Origin of the sequence: Thiofilum flexile DSM 14609, assembly GCF_000380185.1 — a bacterium.
Classification (GTDB): Bacteria; Pseudomonadota; Gammaproteobacteria; order Thiotrichales; family Thiotrichaceae; genus Thiofilum; species Thiofilum flexile.
Genome location: NZ_KB904758.1, coordinates 196441 through 215850, shown reverse-complemented (window position 1 = coordinate 215850; position 19410 = coordinate 196441). Strand labels below are relative to the sequence as shown.

The window sequence follows — 19410 nt, the reverse complement described above, 5'->3', positions numbered from 1 at the left end:
GCACTATGAATTATCTCGAAAAACTGCATGAGTATTTAAAGGATGGCCTAAAATCACGCATCTTACGCTCTAAGTTAGTCCTCAATGAGCTAACCTTAGATGTTCCACCGGAGCAATGGTTAGAGGTGTGTGGTTTTCTGCGTTATGACAATGCGACCAAATTTGAGCAACTCATTGATCTCTGTGGTGTGGATTATCTGGCCTATGGTAATAGCGAGTGGGATGTCACGCATGCAACCGGTAGTGGTTTTAGCCGTGCGGTGCAATCCCCTGCTGAACCTGATCCGTTTGATTTCGAGCAAGCAGAAGCTGATGAATTAGTCGTACCGGAACAATTTCCGGCTCGTTTTGCGGTGGTGGTGCATTTATTATCTGTAACTAAAAATCAGCGTATTCGAGTGCGGACGTGGTGTGATAATGATCGCTTTCCGCGTCTGCCGTCTTTGATTAAAGTATGGTCATCCGCGAATTGGTATGAGCGTGAAGCATTTGATTTATTTGGTATTATGTTTGAGGGTCATCCAGATTTACGCCGTCTTCTGACCGATTATGGTTTTATTGGTCATCCCTTCCGTAAGGATTTCCCTTTGATTGGGCAGGTTGAAATGCGCTATGACCCTGAAACACAGCGTGTAGTCTATGAGCCAGTATCTATTGAGCCGCGCATCTTAGTACCGCGTGTTATTCGTGAGCATGAGGGACAACACTAATGCCAGAAATTCGTAATTATACCCTCAACTTTGGTCCTGCTCATCCGGCGGCTCATGGTGTACTGCGCTTAGTTTTAGAAATGGATGGAGAGGTCATTGAGCGGGCTGACCCGCATATTGGTTTATTACACCGTGGTACAGAGAAACTAGCGGAGAGTAAACCGTATAATCAAAGCATTGGCTATATGGATCGCCTCGATTATGTTTCGATGATGTGTAATGAGCATGGCTATGTGATGGCCTTAGAAAAGCTCTTAGGCATTACCCCTCCGATTCGAGCGCTCTATATTCGCACCATGTTTGATGAGATTACCCGTATTCTCAATCATTTGCTATGGATAGGCGCACATGCTCTCGATGTGGGAGCCATGACCATGTTTTTATACGCTTTTCGTGAGCGTGAAGATCTCATGGATGCGTATGAAGCCGTATCAGGGGCACGGCTACACGCGACTTATTATCGTCCCGGTGGCGTATATCGAGATCTACCCGACACCATGCCGCAATATCAAGCCTCACGCTGGCGTAGTGAATCCGAATTAAAGCGGATTAATGCGAACCGCCAAGGTAGCCTACTAGATTTTCTGCAAGATTTTACCGAGCGTTTCCCGACTTATATCAATGAATATGAAACCTTATTGACCGATAATCGGATTTGGAAACAACGTTTAGTTGGGATTGGCGTCGTTACCCCTGAACGTGCTTTGCAACTGGGTTTTTCTGGACCGATGTTGCGTGGCTCAGGGATTGAGTGGGATTTGCGCAAAACCCAACCTTATGCCGTCTATGATCAATTAGAGTTTGAGATTCCGGTCGGGACGCATGGCGATAGTTATGACCGCTATTTAGTGCGTATGGAGGAAATGCGCCAGTCGAACCATATTGTGAAGCAATGTATTGCGTGGTTACGAGCTAATCCGGGGCCGGTGATGTTAGAGGACTCGAAAGTGGCTCCCCCGAAACGAGTCGATATGAAACAAGATATGGAAGCGTTGATTCAGCACTTTAAGCTCTTTACCGAGGGCTATTGCTTGCCTGAGGGTGAGGCTTATGCAGCGGTTGAACATCCTAAGGGTGAATTTGGGTGTTATATCGTGTCTGATGGGGCGAATAAACCCTATCGACTCAAAATTCGTGCTCCTGGTTTTGCGCATTTATCCAGTCTAGATGAAATGGCGCGGGGACATATGTTGGCGGATGTGGTGGCTTTGATTGGGACTCAAGATATTGTTTTTGGAGAGGTGGATCGCTAATGACTAGCCCTGTTTTAAAGCGTAAAAGCGATTTACTCACCGAGCATGAGCGCCATGAGATTGAACATTGGCTCAAACGTTATCCACCTGAGCAAAAACGTTCTGCTGTATTGGCTGCTTTACGGGCTGTCATGCACACCGATGGTTATCTCTCAACCGCAAAAATGGATGCCGTGGCGGATTATTTAAGCCTGCCGCCGATTGCGGTATATGAAGTCGCTAACTTTTATTCCATGTATGAGCTAGACCCACAAGCGGCGGCAAAATATAGCATTTCTATTTGTACTAATGTGTCTTGCATGTTGTGTGGCTCCGATCAAATTGTGGAACATATTGAAGCAAAATTAGGTGTAAAAATCGGAGAACGCACTCCAGATCGTAAGTTCTTTTTAAAGAATGAAGAAGAGTGTTTAGCCGCTTGTGCTAGTGCGCCTATGATGCAAGTAAACCATGTGTATTACACCAATCTCACCCCTGAAAAAGTGGATGAGATTCTAGACGGATTGGAGTAAGACATGGCGAATCAAGTTTGTTTTACCACATTACAATTTGGCGATCAGTCGCATACCTTAGAATCGTATTTAAAGATCGGTGGCTATAGTGCTTGGCGACGTGTGCTTTCGGGTGAGTTAACACAAGAAGCCATTATCGAAGAAATTAAGACCTCTAATTTACGTGGACGCGGGGGCGCTGGCTTTCCGACCGGCATGAAGTGGAGCTTTATGCCCCGTCAAATGCCCGGACAAAAGTATATTGTCTGTAACTCTGACGAATCGGAGCCGGGGACCTGTAAAGACCGTGATATTTTGCGCCTGAATCCTCATGCTTTAGTGGAGGGTATGGCTATCGCCGGATTCACCATCGGTGCGACGGTAGGCTATAACTATATGCGTGGCGAATTTTTGGATGAGCCGTTTTTACGCTTTGAACAAGCCGTGCGCGAGGCTTATGAAGCCGGATTACTAGGTAGTAATATTCAAGGTAGTGGGATTCAGTTTGATCTATATGGCTCATTAGGTGCTGGGGCTTATATTTGTGGTGAAGAAACTGCCTTACTAGAATCCTTAGAAGGTAAAAAAGGCCAGCCACGCTTTAAACCGCCTTTTCCTGCTAATTTTGGCCTCTATGGTCGTCCAACTACGATTAATAATGCGGAAAGTCTCTCATCCATCCCCGCTATTTTACGAAATGGGGGTAAATGGTTTGCTGATTTAGGGGTGCGTAACTCTGGTGGGGAAAAGATTTTCTCCATGTCTGGGCATTTAAATAAGCCGGGGAATTATGAAGTACCGATGGGTATGCCCTTTCGTGAGCTATTAGAACTAGCCGGTGGTGTGCGTAATGGACGTGCTCTAAAGGCGGTAATTCCGGGGGGTACCTCGGTTCCGGTCGTTCCCGGAGAAGTTATGCTAAAAGCTACGATGGATTTCGATGGGATCAGTAAAGCCGGATCACAGTTAGGTTCAGGTGCCGTGATGGTGATGGACGAAACCACAGACATGGTGAAAGTATTACACCGGATTTCGCGCTTTTATTTCTCGGAGTCCTGCGGTCAATGTACTCCCTGTCGCGAAGGAACCGGATGGCTTTATCGTATGCTCACTCGTATTATACAGGGCAAAGGTCATATCTCTGATTTAGATAAGCTCGATGATGTATCACGTAATATTGAGGGGCGTTCCATTTGTGCGTTAGGTGATGCCGCTGCCGCACCTGTCTGGAGTTTCTTAACCCATTTTCGTCCTGAGTTTGAATACTATATTCAACACGGACACAGTATGGTCAAGGGGGCGGCATGAGCGAACTCATTACCATTGAAGTCAATGGCAAAGCCTATGATGTACGCCCCGGACAAATGCTCATTGAGGCGACCGATAATCTAGGTATTGAAGTCCCGCGCTTTTGCTATCACAAGCATCTATCCATTGCCGCCAATTGCCGCATGTGCTTGGTGGAGGTAGAAAAAATGGGTAAACCGCTACCTGCTTGTGCCACGCCTGTTGCGGCAGGGATGAAGGTTTGGACGCAATCGGAAAAAGCGGTCGATGCTCAGCAGGCCATGATGGAGTTTTTACTCATTAATCACCCGCTCGATTGCCCCATTTGCGATCAAGGTGGTGAGTGCGAGCTACAAGACCAAGCCATGACCTATGGCAAAGTGCAATCACGTTATCAGGAAGTAAAGCGCGTAGTGCTAGATCCCGATATTGGCCCTTTGATTGAAACTGAAATGACGCGCTGTATTCAATGTACCCGTTGTGTGCGTTTTGGTACTGAGATTGCAGGGATTCGTGAGCTAGGTGGTATTGGGCGCGGTGATCGCATGGCGATTACGACCTATGTTGAGCAAGCGCTACAGTCCGAACTCTCCGGTAATATTATTGATGTCTGTCCGGTTGGAGCTTTAACCGCAAAACCATCACGTTATACCGCTCGTGCGTGGGAAATGATAGCTCATGCAACGGTCGCAGCCCATGATTCGGTGGGTTCTAATATCGAAGTACATACCTTTGATAATAAAATCGTGCGTGTTGTACCGCGTGAAAATGACACGATTAATCAATGCTGGATTTCTGACCGTGATCGCTTTAGCTATGAGGGATTAAATTCCTCAGAGCGCGTGTTAAAACCGCTGATAAAACGGGATGGAGAGTGGCAAACCGTTTCGTGGCAAGAGGCTTTAGCTCATACTCATGAGTTACTAACTCAACTTAAACCAGAGCAGAGTACAGGACTAGCCTCAGCGAATGCGACTTTAGAGGAACTCTATTTATTCCAAAAAGTGCTACAGGGGTTGGGAGTGAGCCAGATAGAGCATCGTCTACGCCAAGTAGATGCTCAAGCAACGCAAGTGTTGCCCGCAGTAACATGGCTAGGTTTACCCATTGAGCAGATCAGTGAGCAAAAGCTGATTATTTTAATCGGTAGTGATGTGCGCCATGAACAGCCCATGTTGAATCATAGAATTCATCTGGCGCAACGCTTAGGAGCGCAAGTATTCGCACTCAATATGCGCCAAGTGGCTTTTAATTATCCGGTTGAGCAATTAGCAGTCGCTCCTGCTCAGCTCAGTAGTCTCTTGCAAAGTGTAATTAGTGGCTTGAGTGAGCAAGGTTTAGCACTACCTAATGATGGTTCAACTTTAGAACTCATCCAGCGCCATGATACCCAAAACTGGGTACAGGGATTACTAGCAGCTTTAGCACAAGCTCAGGGTAAGGTATTAGTCTTATTAGGTAATAGCGCCCAAGAGCATCCTTACTATGCTGATCTAGCTACTCTAGCTCAATTGTTGGCTCAGCAACTATCAGGACATTTAGGTTTTATTCCGCCTCAAGCCAATAGTGTAGGGGCAGATTGGGTAACTACCTTAGCGCCACAAGATGAGGTAGGTAAAGCGGTTGAGCTGAACTCAGAATTGGATACGGTCGTATTATTAAATGTTGAGCCAGAGTATGACACCGCGAATCCTTACCTGACCCTAAGTCGCTTACGACAGGCTAAGCAAGTGATTGCTATTACTTCGTTTATGAGTCCAGCCTTGCGTGACTATGCCACAGTGATTTTACCCTGCACACCTTGGGCGGAAACGTCGGGGACTTATGTCAATGCAGAGGGTACTTGGCAATTTGCCCGCGCGGTTACTGAGCCTAAGGGTGAGGCGCGTCCGGCGTGGAAAATTTTACGGGTTATAGGTCATCAGCTCAGTGTGCCAGAATGTGAGTATGTCAATATTGAGCAGATTAGCTTTGAATTAAGACGCTTAGTTGATAAGCACCCCTTAACCCCGCCTACTATTCAGCCTGTTACTACCTTACGCATAAGTAATGAATCTGGTTTAGAGCGCATCGGTGAAGTGCAGGCTTATCGAGTAGATAATGTGGTGCGTCGTGCTAGCGCCTTACAAGCTTTAGTCCCTGAAACTAAAGCACATATCCATCCTAATACTGCAACACATTTAGCCTTAATGCCGGATACCTTAGTCACGGTGCGCCAAGGTGAGGCATCCTTATCCTTACCCGTGTGGTGGGACGAGTCCTTACCAGAAAATACCGTATGGATTGCTGGTGGCACTGAGGCGAGTGCTCAGTTGGGTGAGGCTTGGGGGCGTATTGAATTAAGAGCAGGGGGGAAAACCTAATGTTAGCCAGTTTATGGGACATGCTGCCTGATACTCTGCAATTAGTAATTGTGCTGCTATTAAAAATTGTAGCGATTTTAATTCCGCTGATTTTAGCCGTGGCGTATACCACCTATGCCGAGCGTAAAGTTATTGGCTATATGCAAGTACGCCTAGGGCCGAATCGAGTGGGCTTTAAAGGGTTATTACAACCTTTTGCCGATGTACTGAAACTTTTGCTAAAAGAAGTGGTGATTCCCACTAATTCTAATCGCTATTTGTTTTTGATTGCCCCCGTATTGGCATTAGCACCTGCCTTTGCCGTGTGGGCGGTGATACCTTTTACTGACGGCTGGGTATTAGCCAATATTAATGCCGGATTATTATTTGTCTTGGCTCTATCCTCCTTAGGGGTTTACGGGATCATTTTAGCCGGTTGGGCCTCTAACTCTAAATACGCCATGCTCAGTGCCTTACGGGTGGGGGCGCAAATGGTGTCTTATGAAATTGCCATGGGATTTGCCTTAGTAGGGGTACTCATGGCCTCTAGTAGTTTAAATCTGAGCGCTATTGTGCAAGCACAATCGGGTAGTATTTTTGACTGGTTTGTCTGGCCTTTGTTTGGCTTATTCCTCGTGTATTTTATTTCTGGTGTGGCAGAAACGAATCGTGCGCCTTTTGATGTGGCAGAGGGTGAGTCCGAAATTGTGGCAGGCTTCCATGTAGAGTATTCTGGGGTTGCATTTGCTTTATTCTTTTTAGCTGAATATGCCAATATGCTTTTAATATCCGCCATGACCTCTCTTATGTTTTTAGGCGGTTGGCTTTCACCTTTTCAAGGCTTAGATAGCCTAATAAAAATCCCGGTAGTAGGCTGGTTTTTTGATAATGGCATACACTGGTTTTTAATTAAAACCGGCTTTTTTATTTTTCTATATTTATGGTTTAGAGCGACCTTTCCCCGCTATCGTTATGATCAAATCATGCGTTTAGGCTGGAAAGTATTGATTCCCGTTACTATTGTTTGGTTATTAGCGGAAGGAGTCGCAATTGCAATGGGTTGGAAACCTTGGCTCTCTTAGGAGTAAATGATGGGGATTAATATTAGGCATTATCTGAAGTCCTTTACTCTCGCAGAGCTATTGCAAGGGCTAAAGGTGACAGGTAAGTATTTGTTTGAACGCAAAATTACCGTGCAATACCCGGAGCAAAAAACACCCCTTTCCCCGCGCTTTCGTGGTTTACATGCACTGCGGCGTTATCCAAATGGCGAGGAGCGTTGTATTGCCTGCAAATTGTGTGAGGCGGTTTGTCCGGCGCTTGCTATTAAGATTGAGCTAGATGAGCGCCCCGACGGTACACGCCGCACGACGCGCTATGATATTGATTTATTTAAATGTATCTATTGTGGTTTTTGCGAAGAAGCTTGCCCCGTGGATGCGATTGTTGAAACGCCTATTTTTGAATATCACTTTGAACAGCGTGGCGAAAATATTATGACTAAGGCTAAATTACTGGCTATAGGTGATGAGCATGAAGCCATGATTGCCCGTGTTAAAGCCGAAGATGCCCCCTATCGTTAGGAGAAACTATGAGTTTTGAAGCCTGGTTATTTTATTTATTTGCGCTTTTACTCATTAGCTCCGCTATTGGGGTTGTGGTAGTGCGTAATACAGTCTATGCCGCCTTATTATTAATTTTAGCATTCTTCAATAGTGCTGCCCTATGGCTATTATTACAAGCTGAGTTTTTAAGCATTGTCTTGGTTTTAGTTTATGTGGGCGCGGTAATGGTTTTATTTTTATTCATTATTATGATGCTGAATTTAAAAGTAGAACAAGTTAAGCGAGAGGGGGGGAAGTACTTTCCTTTTAGCTTGGTGGTTTTATTTTTATTAATTGTAGAGTTAATAATAATGTTACAAAGCTCGCTATTTGATAAGGTAATTACTACTAGTGATACAACTAAAAATATAGATAATACTGCCGCTATTGGACTCTTATTATATAAAGAGTATTTGTTCCCCTTTGAAGTTGCAGCGGTAATTTTGTTAGTAGCCATTATAGCAGCGATTATGTTGACTTTGAGACGACGTGGAGATGTTAAAACGCAAGATATTGAGCAACAAATACAAGTACAAAGCTCAGAGCGTATCCGTCTTATTAAACTACCTTCAGGGAGACAGGGTTCATGATCTCCTTAACACATTATCTAACCTTAGCCGCTATTTTATTTGCAGTCAGTATTGCCGGTATTGTACTGAATCGTAAAAATATTTTACTGATTTTAATGTGTATTGAGTTAATGCTGCTTAGTGTTAATTTAAATTTTGTAGCCTTTTCCCATTATCTAAATAATCTACATGGTCAAATATTTGTATTCTTTATTCTGACGGTTGCAGCAGCAGAGGCAGCGATTGGTTTGGCTATATTAGTGGTATTTTTCCGTAATAAGCGCTCGATTCAAGTACAAGATTTAGACGAGATGAAGGGGTAGGGGGAATGAATACTATTTATATTATTATTGTACTCTTACCCTTAATAGGTGCTATCGCGGCTGGTTTTTTTGGTAAGCAACTAGGGCGTATTCCAAGTCATAGATTAACTAGTGGTTTAGTAGGACTCTCCTTTTTACTATCCCTTTATGTATTGTATTATTTTCTGCAATTTGATCCTAACCATGATGTCAATGTCCAAGTCTATCGTTGGGCAACTATAGGTCGAATTGAGTTAGAGGTCGGGTTTTTTATTGATAGGCTCACTGTTTTTATGATGGTGATTGTAACCTTTGTGTCATTGATGGTGCATATCTATACCATTGGCTATATGCACGATGATCCCGGTTATCAGCGTTTCTTTAGTTATATATCGCTATTTACTTTTGCCATGCTTATGTTGGTAATGAGTAATAATTTCGTTCAGCTCTTTTTCGGTTGGGAAGCCGTTGGCTTAGTTTCTTATTTACTAATTGGCTTTTGGTATAAAAAAGACACGGCTATTTATGCTAATATGAAAGCCTTTCTAGTTAATCGAGTCGGTGATATTGGCCTGCTCTTAGGCATTGCAGTCATTATTGTTAATGTCAGTGGCTTAGTCAATTTACGTTATGAGGATGTGTTTGAGCGTTTGTTTGTACGCTCTCATTCTTATGTGCTCGATTTACCTGTACCTGAAATAGCGAGTATTTTATTGTTAATTGGTGCAATGGGTAAATCGGCGCAAATACCTTTGCATGTATGGTTGCCAGACTCTATGGAAGGCCCCACCCCTATTTCAGCATTGATCCATGCTGCGACCATGGTAACAGCCGGGATTTTTCTCATTGCACGTATGTCACCTATTTTTGAGAATGCAGAATGGACTTTGAATGCTATTTTAGTCATTGGTTCTAGCACCGCCTTTTTTATGGGCTTAGTGGGGATGGTGCAAAATGATATTAAGCGTGTCATTGCTTACTCCACCTTATCTCAATTAGGTTATATGATGACAGCTTTAGGCGCTTCTGTTTATTCAGCGGGACTATTCCACTTAATGACTCATGCTTTTTTTAAAGCACTACTCTTTTTAGCCGCCGGTTCCGTCATTATGGGTATGCACCATGAGCAAGATATTCGTAAAATGGGTGGACTAAGACGTTATATGCCTGTGACCTATATTACCTTTTTAATTGGCTCATTAGCATTAGTAGGCTTTCCGGGGTTTTCTGGATTTTTCTCCAAAGATTTAGTGATTGAGGCAGTAAAACTATCCGATCAACCGGCTGCTCTTTATGCTTATGTCTTATTAGTGTTAGGGGTATTTGTTACAGCCTTTTATACTTTCCGTGTGTTTTTTATGGTGTTTCATGGCGATGAGCGCATGGATGACCATACCCTAGAGCATTTACATGAGTCACCACGAGTCGTTTTAATACCTTTAATATTATTAGCGATACCGGCTATTTTCATGGGTCTATATGTAGAGTCGGTGGGGTTGGGCAGTTTCTTTGGTGATGCCCTTATTATGGGGGAGCAGTCTAAATTAGTTCATATCGAGAATATAGTCAGAACAGAAACCCATGTCCTGCATAGAACCGATAGCTTATTACAAGAAGATTATCACGGTATTGGTAATTTTATCTTGCATGGCATGATGAGCTTGCCGTTTATACTCATGTTGGCAGGTATTGGTAGTGCTTGGTACCTATATCTTAAAAATGATAATGCTCTGCTATGGCTAAATAATAAATTGAAAGCCCCTCGTAAAATTTTAGAAAACCAATATTATTTTGATAAATTTAATCAAGGATTCTTTGCTAAAGGTGCTTTATACCTTGGCAATAGCTTTATGACTTTAATAGAGCGTATGATTATTGATGGCCTATTGGTAAATGGGGTGGCTCGTGCGGTGACTTGGGCAACTGGAAAAGTGCGCTTATTACAAACGGGTTATTTATATCATTCAGCCTTAGCAATGATTGTGGGTATTATAGCCATGGTGACATGGTTTATCACTTTATTATGGTAGTCGAGGTACTCCAACCATGAGGAAATGGATATGTTAAGTTGGTTAGTATGGCTACCTATTATTGCAGGTGCGGGACTATTAATCCTCAATAACCGTCCTTGGTTACATTGGGCTGCTTTGGGCATAGCGGCTGTGACCTTTGTACTAAGTTTGTTTTTATTATTATTTTTCGATGGCTCAAGTGCTAGTTTGCAGTGGGTAGAGCGTGTTAACTGGATTGATATTGCGGGTATTAAAATTGATTATTACCTAGGGGTAGATGGTATTGCATTACCTTTAGTATTACTCAATACCTTTATTACCTTGTTTGCCATAGGTAGTGGTTGGGAAAATAAAAGGCAGCCCGCACAATTCTTTGCTGCTTTTGTGATAATGGAGGGTGTTGTAAATGGGGTATTTTTAGCACAAGACGCCATGCTCTTTTATATTTTCTTTGAAGCTATGCTCATTCCGTTATTCATTATTATAGGGGTATGGGGTGGGCCAAAGCGGGTTTATGCCACCATTAAGTTTTTCCTCTATACTTTTTTTGGCTCGGTATTTTTCTTTATCAGCCTGATTTATTTATACCAGCATGCTAATGGCAGTTTCGCCTTACAAGATTTATATCGGCACCCGGTAGGTCAGGATGCTCAGGCACTCATTTTCTTTGCTTTACTCTTAGCCTTTGGGGTCAAAATTCCCATGTGGCCTGTGCATACGTGGCTACCGGATGCACATGTGGAAGCTCCTACGGCAGGTTCGGTGATTTTAGCGGCGATTACTTTAAAGGTAGGGGGCTATGCCATTATTCGTTTTGTATTACCGCTATTAAGCGATGCCGTGAGTATGTATTACTGGGTGCCTATGGTGCTGTCGCTTATTGCTATTGTGTATATCGGTTTTGTGGCTTTAGTACAAACAGATATGAAAAAGCTTATTGCCTACTCCTCTATTGCCCATATGGGCTTTGTAACCTTAGGCTTTTTTATGGTGCATTGGTTGGTGGGGAGTGGAGGGGACGCTGATATTCCCATCGTGGCCTTACAAGGGGCGATGGTGCAAATGGTGTCGCATGGTTTTATTTCTGCCGCGATGTTTTTGTGTATTGGGGTCTTGTATGACCGTATGCACACGCGCGAGATAAAAGCCTATGGTGGTGTGGTAAATCGTATGCCGTGGCTGGCGACTTTCTTTGTGTTTTTTGCCATGGCGAATGCGGCGTTACCGGGGACTTCGGGGTTTGTAGGTGAGTTTTTAGTGATTACAGCATCGGTGGCTTGGACAACCTCAATATTAGTGGCCTTAACAGCTTCGCTCACTTTAGTGATTGGAGCCGCTTATAATTTATGGCTAGTAAAGCGGGTGATTTGGGGAGAGGTCACACATGCTGAAGTGGATAAGCTGGACGATTTGAGTCGGCGGGAAATGTTAATGTTGGGGGGCTTAGCGGTAGCGGTCTTAGTCTTAGGGCTATGGCCTGCCCCCTTAATGGATATAATGAATGCTTCACTAGATCACTTGATTCAACATATTCGTGCGGCGGTCGAGTTAAAAGGGCAGGGAGTACAGTAATGAATGGTATTGGTTTTGCGCTGCCTGAAATTTTTATGTTGGTTGCCGCTTTGGTGGTGTTATTAGTGGATTTATTCCTCAGGCAACATAGTCGGATCTTGACCTATATGTTGACTCAAGCCGCCTTATTAGCCGCCGCTTTATTGGTTTATGGTAATTTTGCTGATGGGCCTGCGCGGCAAGTAGTCGGCGATATGTATATGCACGACTATCTGTCGAGCTTACTGAAGGTCATGGCCTTATTACTCACCTGTGTGATTGTAGTGTATGGGCGTAAGTATTGGTCGGATCATCAAGAGGCTCCGGGTGAGTTTTATGTCTTAGTCCTATTTACTGTACTAGGCATGATGCTAATGGTGTCTAGTACCCATTTAATCGTGTTGTATTTAGGGCTAGAGTTAATGTCTTTATCCTTATATGCCCTAGTGTCGCTCTTGCGTGATGATAGTCGGGCGACTGAAGCAGCCATGAAATACTTTATCTTAGGGGCGTTGGCCTCAGGTATGTTGCTGTATGGTATTTCTATTTTATATGGCTTAACTGGCTCATTAGAGCTATTAGCGATTGCTGAGATATTAAGTCATGAGGGCAGTGCCGAGACGGTTCCTTTGCTATTGGCGTTGGTGTTTTTAATTGCTGGCTTGGGCTTTAAATTAGGTGTAGTACCTTTTCATATGTGGGTGCCGGATGTGTATCAAGGCGCACCAACAGCCGTAACCGCACTGATTGCGAGTATTCCGAAACTGGCTACGCTGGCTTTATTAGTACGCTTATTAGTGAGCGGCTTGGGTAATATCACCTCCGACTGGGCGCAGATTTTAATGGTATTGGGCATGTTATCGATTATGTTAGGTAATCTAGTAGCGATTGCCCAAATGAATCTCAAACGCATGCTGGCGTATTCTGCAATTGCCCATATGGGCTTTATCTTATTAGGGATCTCTACTCAAACCATGGATGGCAATAGTGCGGCTTTGTTTTATGCATTGGTCTATGTCGTCATGAGTGTGGGTGGGTTTGGGGTTTTAATCCTATTAGGTCAAGCGGGGATTGATGCTGAAACGCTGTACGACCTCAAGGGCTTAAATAAGCGTAGCCCTTGGTTTGCCTTTATGATGCTCTTACTACTGTTTTCTATGGCAGGTATTCCGCCTTTGGCAGGCTTTCACGCTAAGCTCTTAGTGATTAATGCCGTGCTACAAGCTGGTCATCTAGTCTTAGCAGTGGGCATGGTGATCATGTCGGTGATTGGTGCCTTTTACTACCTAAGAGCCATTAAAATGATGTATTTTGATGAGCCGGATGATTCCACCCCCTTGAAGTGGGATCTGGAGTTTGGACTAACTTTAAGTTTAAACGGGGTTTGGGTACTCGTTATAGGTCTAATGCCGAGTTTTCTTATGACAGTGTGTGTCAGAGCCTTGGATGCTAAACATTTATTATGACAACTTTATCTTATCAAATCGTATTTTTAGTGGTAGTGGGTGTATTAGCTAATCTACCTTGGTTAAATCAACGCTGCTTCTTTATTCTAGAGTGTACAAAAAAATCCGCTTGGGTACGTCTGGCGGAGTGGTTAATGCTTTATCTAGTCGCTGGAGGCCTAGGGTATGCGCTAGAGCAGCGGGTGATGGGCAATGTACAAGCTCAGGATTGGGAGTTTTATGCTGTGACTATTTTCCTCTTTGCGGTGTTTGCAGTACCGGGATTTATTTATCGTTACATACGCTAAGGATAGGGTAGGAGTGAGCGGATTAGTTGAGAACTAAACTTTTTTAGCTTTTTTTATTAAAGCACTTGCACTCCCTAAAAAACTGCTATAGTATTCACAACCTCAGATGCGGGGTGGAGCAGTCTGGCAGCTCGTCGGGCTCATAACCCGAAGGTCGCAGGTTCAAATCCTGCCCCCGCTACCAAATCTAAGAAGAAAGCCCCTTTATGGGGCTTTTTTATTACCTCCAGTCAAGAGAACACCGCCAACTATGCAAAAACGTTTAGATGCTCTGATTGAGGCCACTATTACCGGCCTTGGTTATATTCTGTGGGGGTATGAATATCGTGCTCACCAAGAAAGTGCATTGCTACGGGTTTTTATTGATGCCGAGCAGGGTATTACGGTGGATGATTGCTCTAAAGTGAGCCTACAACTAGGCGCTGCTTTAGATGTTGAGGATATTATTCCGGTTGCTTATATTCTTGAAGTCTCTTCTCCGGGTGTTGATCGAGTGTTATTCATACCGGAGCATTATGCTTCCTACATTGGTGAAAAGTTAAAAATTCGTACCCGCACTCCCATCGAGGGGCGACGTAATTTTGTGGGGATTTTAGAGCAATGTGATATGACGGCTGTTACTGTCGAAGTCGAAGGTAATCGCTATGTCATTCCCTACGATGTGATTGATCGTGGGCGGCTGGTATATGAAATGAAAGCTCAGCCAAAGGGTAAGGGTAAACGTACACATGAGTAAAGAAATTCTATACGTTGTTGATGCAGTTTCAAACGAAAAAAATGTTGGCAAAGATCTGATTTTTGAAGCAGTTGAGACTGCTTTGGCGATGGCTACCCGTAAACGCTTTGGTATGCACATGGATGTCCGTGTAACCGTAGACCGTAACACGGGAGACTATAAAACGTTTCGCCGTTGGCAAGTAGTCGATGATGAAGATCCTGAATTTGAAAGCCCTGAGCGCCAAATTCTAATCAGCTACGCACAAAACCGTGGCTTACAGGCTCAGGTGGGCGAGTATGTCGAAGAACCGATTGAGTCCGTAGAGTTTGGACGTATTGCCGCCCAAACCGCTAAGCAAGTGATTGTTGCTAAAGTACGTGAAGCCGAGCGCGAAAAATTAGTATCGGGCTATCGTAATCGTGTGGGGCAACTCCTCATGGGTACGGTCAAACGTGCTGATCATAAAGGCGTGGTCATGGATTTAGGGGATAATGCTGAGGCGTTTATCCCGAAAGAAGAAATGATCCCGCGTGAACGTGCGCAAGTGAGTGCGCGGATTCGTGGTTATCTCAAAGAAATTCGTGAAGATCAACGTGGCCCACAAATTATTGTTAGCCGCACTGATGTGAATTTTTTGGTAGAATTAATGCGCCTTGAAGTTCCTGAAATTAATCAGGAAATGATTGAGATTATGGGAGCTGCCCGTGATCCGGGGCAACGTGCTAAAATCGCGGTGCGAACCAATTTACCCAATGTCGACCCAGTAGGGGCTTGCGTGGGGATGCGTGGTTCACGGATTCAGACAGTGACGCGTGAACTCAATGAAGAGCGAGTTGACATTGTCCTGTGGGATGAAGATATTGCCACTTATGTCATGAATGCTATGGCACCTGCTGAAGTCCTGTCCATTGTGGTGGATGAGGAAAATAAAGCCATGGATATTGGGGTAGACGCAGATCGTTTATCTCAAGCGATTGGTAAGGGTGGGCAAAATGTGCGTCTTGCTAGTGAACTAACTGGTTGGACGTTGAATGTAATGAGTGTTGAAGAAGCCGAGGCAAAAAATGCGGCTGAGCAACGGGCAATTTTAGAGTTATTTATATCCAAGTTAGATGTTGATGAAGAGGTCGCTACGATTCTAGTAGATGAGGGCTTCTCGACCTTGGAAGAGGTGGCCTATGTTGCTTTGGATGAGTTCTTAGCCATTGAAGCTTTCGATCAAGAAATCGTTGAAGAGTTACGTGATCGTGCGCGTAATGCCTTACTAACCCAAGCCATTGCACAAGATTCTACGCTTCCAGCGGGTAATTTATTGGATATGAACCAAATGACCGAAGAGCTGGCTTATGAATTGGCTAAGCACGGTGTGCGTACCATGGAAGATTTGGCTGAGCAGTCAGTCGATGAACTGATGGAAATAAGCGGATTGGATGAGAATGCTGCCGCTGATTTAATTATGGCAGCCAGAGCACCTTGGTTCGCGGATGCACAGCAATAGTGCTGTGAGAGGATAGATAGATGTCAGATATAGCTGTTAGAAAATTAGCCGAAATGATTAAAGCTCCTGTAGAGGTTATCTTACGCCACCTACAAGATGCTGGCATCCGTGTAACAGGCCCCGATGATAGTATTACCGATCAGCAAAAATTAATGCTGTTGGAAAAAATGAATCAAAACCCCGATAACGCCGTTAAAAAAGGCACTGGTAAAATGACTATACAGCGTCGCGCTAGTCAAGAGTCTAACCATGCACAACCGTCACATGGACGGAATCAAAATACAAATAAAACCGTTAATGTTGAAGTACGACGTAAAAAAGTACTCAACCGTAACCAAGAGGACACAGGAACCTCTAGCGTAGCGGCAGCTAAAGCGCAAGAGTTAGAGGCTGCACGTAAGGTACGTTTAGAGCGCGAAGAAATTATTCGCCGTGCTGAACAAGAGCGCCGTGAGCTACAAAGTAAGCGTATGGCTCCTAAACCAGCACCTATTAAGAATGACGTTGCTAAAGAGCCTGAGTTACCCGTACAAGCGGTGGTACCTGAGGTTAAAGCAGAGATTGTTGAAGATATTGCGCCGAGTGTAGTGACCCCTATAGAAGTGGCAGTTGCTCAACCAGTAGCGAAGTCAGAGCCTGAAGCAGGCGTTGAAGTGGCTGCTCCTGAAGTAGACGCTCAACCGGCTCCTAAAGCAGAGGTTCCAGTATCAGAGACTACTCGTACCGAGAGTGATAGTGAACCTACCAGTTTAAGTGCTCAACGTGAAGCTGTAGTCGCAGCAGCCCGTCAGGAAGCTGCAACCGCATTAAAACGTCGCCCCTCACGTCCAAAACCTAAGGCAAAGCCCACCTTAGCACCACGTAGCACCATTGAGGCAGCTACCGAGGATGAGGCTGAGCCAGTCTTAGCTAAAGTTGTTCCGCCTAAAGTTGCTGAAGAAGCAGAGAAATCTACTGAAGGCAGAGTGGATAAGAAGAAGGGTGAAAAGAAACCGATTCGCTCTAAAAATCCACGTGATCGTGATGATATGGAAGGCGGTATGCCTATGCCTAAGGGCAAAGGTGCCAAGAAACAAGGTCGTAGAGGCGCTGATATTCCAGCACGCGCAGAATCTAAGCATGGCTTTGAACGCCCCACAGCTCCGGTTGTGCGTGAGATTGAAATTCCATCTACGATTGTTATTTCTGATTTAGCTCAAAAATTAGCGATTCGCGCGACTGATATTATTAAAGCCATGATGAAAATGGGCACAATGGTCACGATTAATCAGACCATTGACCAAGACACGGCGATTTTAGTGACTGAGGAATTAGGACATAAAGCCACTGCGATGAAAGAGGTGGATGATGCCTCTCTATTAGCAGAAGTGACCGCGAGTGCTAGTTCAGAAAAGATTACACGTCCGCCAGTAGTGACCATTATGGGTCACGTTGACCATGGTAAAACCTCTTTACTTGACTACATCCGTAAAACACGGGTGGCGGCAGGTGAAGCAGGCGGCATTACTCAGCACATTGGTGCCTATCATGTGGAAACTGAGCGCGGTACGGTTACTTTCCTCGATACCCCAGGCCATGCGGCCTTTAGCCAAATGCGGGCGCGGGGAGCACAGGTTACCGATATCGTAGTGCTGATCGTAGCCGCTGATGATGGTGTTATGCCTCAAACCAAAGAGGCGATTAAGCATGCTCACGATGCGAATGTCCCTATTGTCGTAGCGATTAGTAAGATCGATAAGCCACAAGCCGATCCAGAGAAAGTACTCAGTGAATTAGCGCAAAATAATGTCTTGACCGAAGAGTGGGGCGGAGATGTGCCAGTTGTGCGCGTTTCTGCTAAATCTGGTCAAGGGGTTGATGATTTACTTGAAACCTTACTATTAGTTGCTGAGATTCAAGAGCTTAAAGCAGCAGTGGATGCTCCTGCTAAAGGTCATGTGATTGAAGCGAGTATGGAGCGTGGTCGTGGTGCGGTTGCAACTGTACTTGTACGCGAAGGTACGCTACACCGGGGTGATATTTTACTGTGCGGCTCTGAATATGGTCGGGTACGTGCCATGTTTGACGAACGCGGTCGCTCGGTGAAAGAAGCAGGGCCTTCTATTCCGGTAGCAGTATTAGGCTTGACCGGAGCACCTAAAGCGGGTGATGAGGCTGTGGTTGTTACCGATGAGCGTAAAGCGCGTGAAATCGCTGAATTACGTAAAGAAAAACAACGTGATAGTCGTTTTGCGGCACAAAATAGCGCTAAATTGGATATGTTCAATCAAATCCAAGCCGGTACTGCTGAGCGTGCTCAATTGAACTTAATCGTGAAAGCGGATGTTCAAGGCAGCGTGGAGGCATTACGCAGTGAGTTGGTTAATCTCTCGACTTCTGAAGTTGAAGTTCGTGTCATCGCCTCTGGTGTAGGTGGATTGACTGAAAACGATATTGAGATGGCACTGACGTCAAAAGCGATTGTGATTGCCTTCAACGTGCGGGCTAATTCGGCTACACGTAAGTCAGCACAAGACTCCGATATCGAGATTCGTTATTACAGCATTATTTATGATGTGATTAATGACGTAAAAGATGCCATGAGCGGCATGTTGTCACCTGAAACACGCGAAGTCTTTATCGGCTTGGCAGAGGTACGTAATGTGTTCCGTGCGTCTGGCTTTGGTCAGGTTGCGGGATGCTTGGTTACCGAAGGTATGGTACGTCGTGGTAGTCCGATTCGGGTATTACGTAATAATGTGGTGATCTTTACCGGCGAGCTTGAGTCATTACGTCGTCATCGCGATGATGTGAAAGAGGTTCAAGTGGGTACTGAGTGCGGTATCGCGGTGAAGGACTATAACGATGTTCAAGTCGGCGACCAAATTGAGGTCTTTGAAAACATTGAAGTAGCTCGGAAAATTGCCTAATGCAAACAAGTTTTTCACGCTCTGAGCGCGTGGCTGCCCAACTCAAACGCGAATTAGCCTTGCTGATTCGCAATGAGGTGAAAGATCCGCGTGTGAGTATGGGTATGGTATCGATTTTAGATGTATCGTTAAGTAAAGACCTAGAGCATGCTAAGGTATGGTTCGATGTCCTAGAAGCTGAACAAGGCAAGGGCATCGAAGAAGCTTTAAACCATGCAGCTGGATTTTTACGTCGTGAAGTCGGGCGGGCTATGCAATTACGTGCTGTGCCCACCTTGCGCTTTTTCTACGATGATACCCAAGCCAAAGGTAATGAGTTATCCCGTCTGATTGAACAGGCTGTCGCGAGTGATCGCCATGCCGATGAAGGTTCGCCAGATAAAGATAATTCAGGTACTGACAGTAAGTAGT

General features: G+C 44.7%; 17 protein-coding genes and 1 tRNA gene. All 18 read left to right on the top strand.

The window, feature by feature from the left end:
* Positions 1-5: 5 nt before the first annotated feature.
* The 18 genes from A3IK_RS0107550 to rbfA all read left to right on the top strand — a co-directional run bounded on the left by A3IK_RS0107550 (position 6) and on the right by rbfA (position 19409).
* Complete coding sequence (locus A3IK_RS0107550) at positions 6-710, top strand: NADH-quinone oxidoreductase subunit C (RefSeq protein WP_020559370.1); 705 nt, start codon at positions 6-8, stop codon at positions 708-710.
* Positions 710-1963 (top strand): NADH-quinone oxidoreductase subunit D, encoded by a 1254-nt coding sequence (locus tag A3IK_RS0107545; RefSeq protein ID WP_020559369.1) that lies wholly within the window; start codon positions 710-712, stop codon positions 1961-1963. Before A3IK_RS0107550 ends, A3IK_RS0107545 begins: the two co-directional genes overlap by 1 nt.
* Positions 1963-2475 (top strand): NADH-quinone oxidoreductase subunit NuoE family protein, encoded by a 513-nt coding sequence (locus A3IK_RS0107540; RefSeq protein WP_020559368.1) that lies wholly within the window; start codon positions 1963-1965, stop codon positions 2473-2475. The genes A3IK_RS0107545 and A3IK_RS0107540 overlap by 1 nt, the downstream gene beginning before the upstream one ends.
* Positions 2476-2478: 3 nt before the next feature.
* Complete coding sequence (nuoF, locus tag A3IK_RS0107535; protein ID WP_020559367.1) at positions 2479-3762, top strand: NADH-quinone oxidoreductase subunit NuoF; 1284 nt, start codon at positions 2479-2481, stop codon at positions 3760-3762.
* A complete protein-coding gene (gene nuoG, locus A3IK_RS0107530) occupies positions 3759-6104 on the top strand; it encodes an NADH-quinone oxidoreductase subunit NuoG (RefSeq protein WP_020559366.1) in 2346 nt (781 codons plus the stop codon). The genes nuoF and nuoG overlap by 4 nt, the downstream gene beginning before the upstream one ends.
* Complete coding sequence (nuoH, locus tag A3IK_RS0107525) at positions 6104-7165, top strand: NADH-quinone oxidoreductase subunit NuoH (protein ID WP_020559365.1); 1062 nt, start codon at positions 6104-6106, stop codon at positions 7163-7165. Before nuoG ends, nuoH begins: the two co-directional genes overlap by 1 nt.
* Positions 7166-7174: 9 nt before the next feature.
* Positions 7175-7666: an NADH-quinone oxidoreductase subunit NuoI gene (gene nuoI, locus A3IK_RS0107520; protein ID WP_020559364.1), complete on the top strand. Its 492-nt coding sequence runs from the start codon at positions 7175-7177 to the stop codon at positions 7664-7666.
* 8 nt (positions 7667-7674) lie between these two features.
* Positions 7675-8277: an NADH-quinone oxidoreductase subunit J gene (locus A3IK_RS0107515; protein ID WP_020559363.1), complete on the top strand. Its 603-nt coding sequence runs from the start codon at positions 7675-7677 to the stop codon at positions 8275-8277.
* The gene (gene nuoK, locus A3IK_RS0107510) at positions 8274-8579 is read left to right on the top strand and encodes an NADH-quinone oxidoreductase subunit NuoK (protein WP_020559362.1); all 306 of its coding nucleotides are present in this window, start codon (positions 8274-8276) and stop codon (positions 8577-8579) included. Before A3IK_RS0107515 ends, nuoK begins: the two co-directional genes overlap by 4 nt.
* Positions 8580-8584: 5 nt before the next feature.
* Positions 8585-10588: an NADH-quinone oxidoreductase subunit L gene (nuoL, locus tag A3IK_RS0107505; protein WP_020559361.1), complete on the top strand. Its 2004-nt coding sequence runs from the start codon at positions 8585-8587 to the stop codon at positions 10586-10588.
* A 30-nt stretch (positions 10589-10618) separates the two neighbouring features.
* Positions 10619-12142, top strand: a complete 1524-nt coding sequence (locus tag A3IK_RS0107500) for a complex I subunit 4 family protein (protein ID WP_020559360.1) — start codon at positions 10619-10621, stop codon at positions 12140-12142.
* Entirely contained in the window at positions 12142-13587 is a 1446-nt protein-coding gene (gene nuoN, locus A3IK_RS0107495) for an NADH-quinone oxidoreductase subunit NuoN (protein ID WP_020559359.1), read from the top strand. Before A3IK_RS0107500 ends, nuoN begins: the two co-directional genes overlap by 1 nt.
* Positions 13584-13874: a DUF2818 family protein gene (locus tag A3IK_RS0107490; RefSeq protein WP_020559358.1), complete on the top strand. Its 291-nt coding sequence runs from the start codon at positions 13584-13586 to the stop codon at positions 13872-13874. The genes nuoN and A3IK_RS0107490 overlap by 4 nt, the downstream gene beginning before the upstream one ends.
* A 107-nt stretch (positions 13875-13981) precedes the next feature.
* Positions 13982-14058: transfer RNA gene (locus A3IK_RS0107485), tRNA-Met, on the top strand.
* Between the two features lie 66 nt (positions 14059-14124).
* Positions 14125-14610, top strand: coding sequence for a ribosome maturation factor RimP (gene rimP / locus A3IK_RS0107480; protein WP_020559357.1), 486 nt, complete (start codon positions 14125-14127; stop codon positions 14608-14610).
* Complete coding sequence (nusA, locus tag A3IK_RS0107475) at positions 14603-16090, top strand: transcription termination factor NusA (protein WP_020559356.1); 1488 nt, start codon at positions 14603-14605, stop codon at positions 16088-16090. Before rimP ends, nusA begins: the two co-directional genes overlap by 8 nt.
* Before the next feature lie 20 nt (positions 16091-16110).
* Positions 16111-18999 (top strand): translation initiation factor IF-2, encoded by a 2889-nt coding sequence (gene infB / locus A3IK_RS0107470; protein ID WP_020559355.1) that lies wholly within the window; start codon positions 16111-16113, stop codon positions 18997-18999.
* The gene (rbfA, locus tag A3IK_RS0107465; RefSeq protein WP_020559354.1) at positions 18999-19409 is read left to right on the top strand and encodes a 30S ribosome-binding factor RbfA; all 411 of its coding nucleotides are present in this window, start codon (positions 18999-19001) and stop codon (positions 19407-19409) included. Before infB ends, rbfA begins: the two co-directional genes overlap by 1 nt.
* Position 19410 lies beyond the last annotated feature (1 nt).

Bases quoted from the DNA above. Each gene is read 5' to 3' on its own strand.
- rimP (WP_020559357.1), top strand. From the start codon at position 14,125: ATGCAAAAACGTTTAGATGCTCTGATTGAGGCCACTATTACCGGCCTT.
- A3IK_RS0107500 (WP_020559360.1), top strand. From the start codon at position 10,619: ATGTTAAGTTGGTTAGTATGGCTACCTATTATTGCAGGTGCGGGACTA.
- A3IK_RS0107515 (WP_020559363.1), top strand. From the start codon at position 7,675: ATGAGTTTTGAAGCCTGGTTATTTTATTTATTTGCGCTTTTACTCATT.
- A3IK_RS0107545 (WP_020559369.1), top strand. From the start codon at position 710: ATGCCAGAAATTCGTAATTATACCCTCAACTTTGGTCCTGCTCATCCG.
- nuoL (WP_020559361.1), top strand. From the start codon at position 8,585: ATGAATACTATTTATATTATTATTGTACTCTTACCCTTAATAGGTGCT.
- nuoH (WP_020559365.1), top strand. From the start codon at position 6,104: ATGTTAGCCAGTTTATGGGACATGCTGCCTGATACTCTGCAATTAGTA.
- nuoG (WP_020559366.1), top strand. From the start codon at position 3,759: ATGAGCGAACTCATTACCATTGAAGTCAATGGCAAAGCCTATGATGTA.
- infB (WP_020559355.1), top strand. From the start codon at position 16,111: ATGTCAGATATAGCTGTTAGAAAATTAGCCGAAATGATTAAAGCTCCT.
- nuoF (WP_020559367.1), top strand. From the start codon at position 2,479: ATGGCGAATCAAGTTTGTTTTACCACATTACAATTTGGCGATCAGTCG.
- A3IK_RS0107490 (WP_020559358.1), top strand. From the start codon at position 13,584: ATGACAACTTTATCTTATCAAATCGTATTTTTAGTGGTAGTGGGTGTA.
- A3IK_RS0107550 (WP_020559370.1), top strand. From the start codon at position 6: ATGAATTATCTCGAAAAACTGCATGAGTATTTAAAGGATGGCCTAAAA.
- nusA (WP_020559356.1), top strand. From the start codon at position 14,603: ATGAGTAAAGAAATTCTATACGTTGTTGATGCAGTTTCAAACGAAAAA.
- nuoK (WP_020559362.1), top strand. From the start codon at position 8,274: ATGATCTCCTTAACACATTATCTAACCTTAGCCGCTATTTTATTTGCA.
- nuoN (WP_020559359.1), top strand. From the start codon at position 12,142: ATGAATGGTATTGGTTTTGCGCTGCCTGAAATTTTTATGTTGGTTGCC.
- A3IK_RS0107540 (WP_020559368.1), top strand. From the start codon at position 1,963: ATGACTAGCCCTGTTTTAAAGCGTAAAAGCGATTTACTCACCGAGCAT.
- nuoI (WP_020559364.1), top strand. From the start codon at position 7,175: ATGGGGATTAATATTAGGCATTATCTGAAGTCCTTTACTCTCGCAGAG.
- rbfA (WP_020559354.1), top strand. From the start codon at position 18,999: ATGCAAACAAGTTTTTCACGCTCTGAGCGCGTGGCTGCCCAACTCAAA.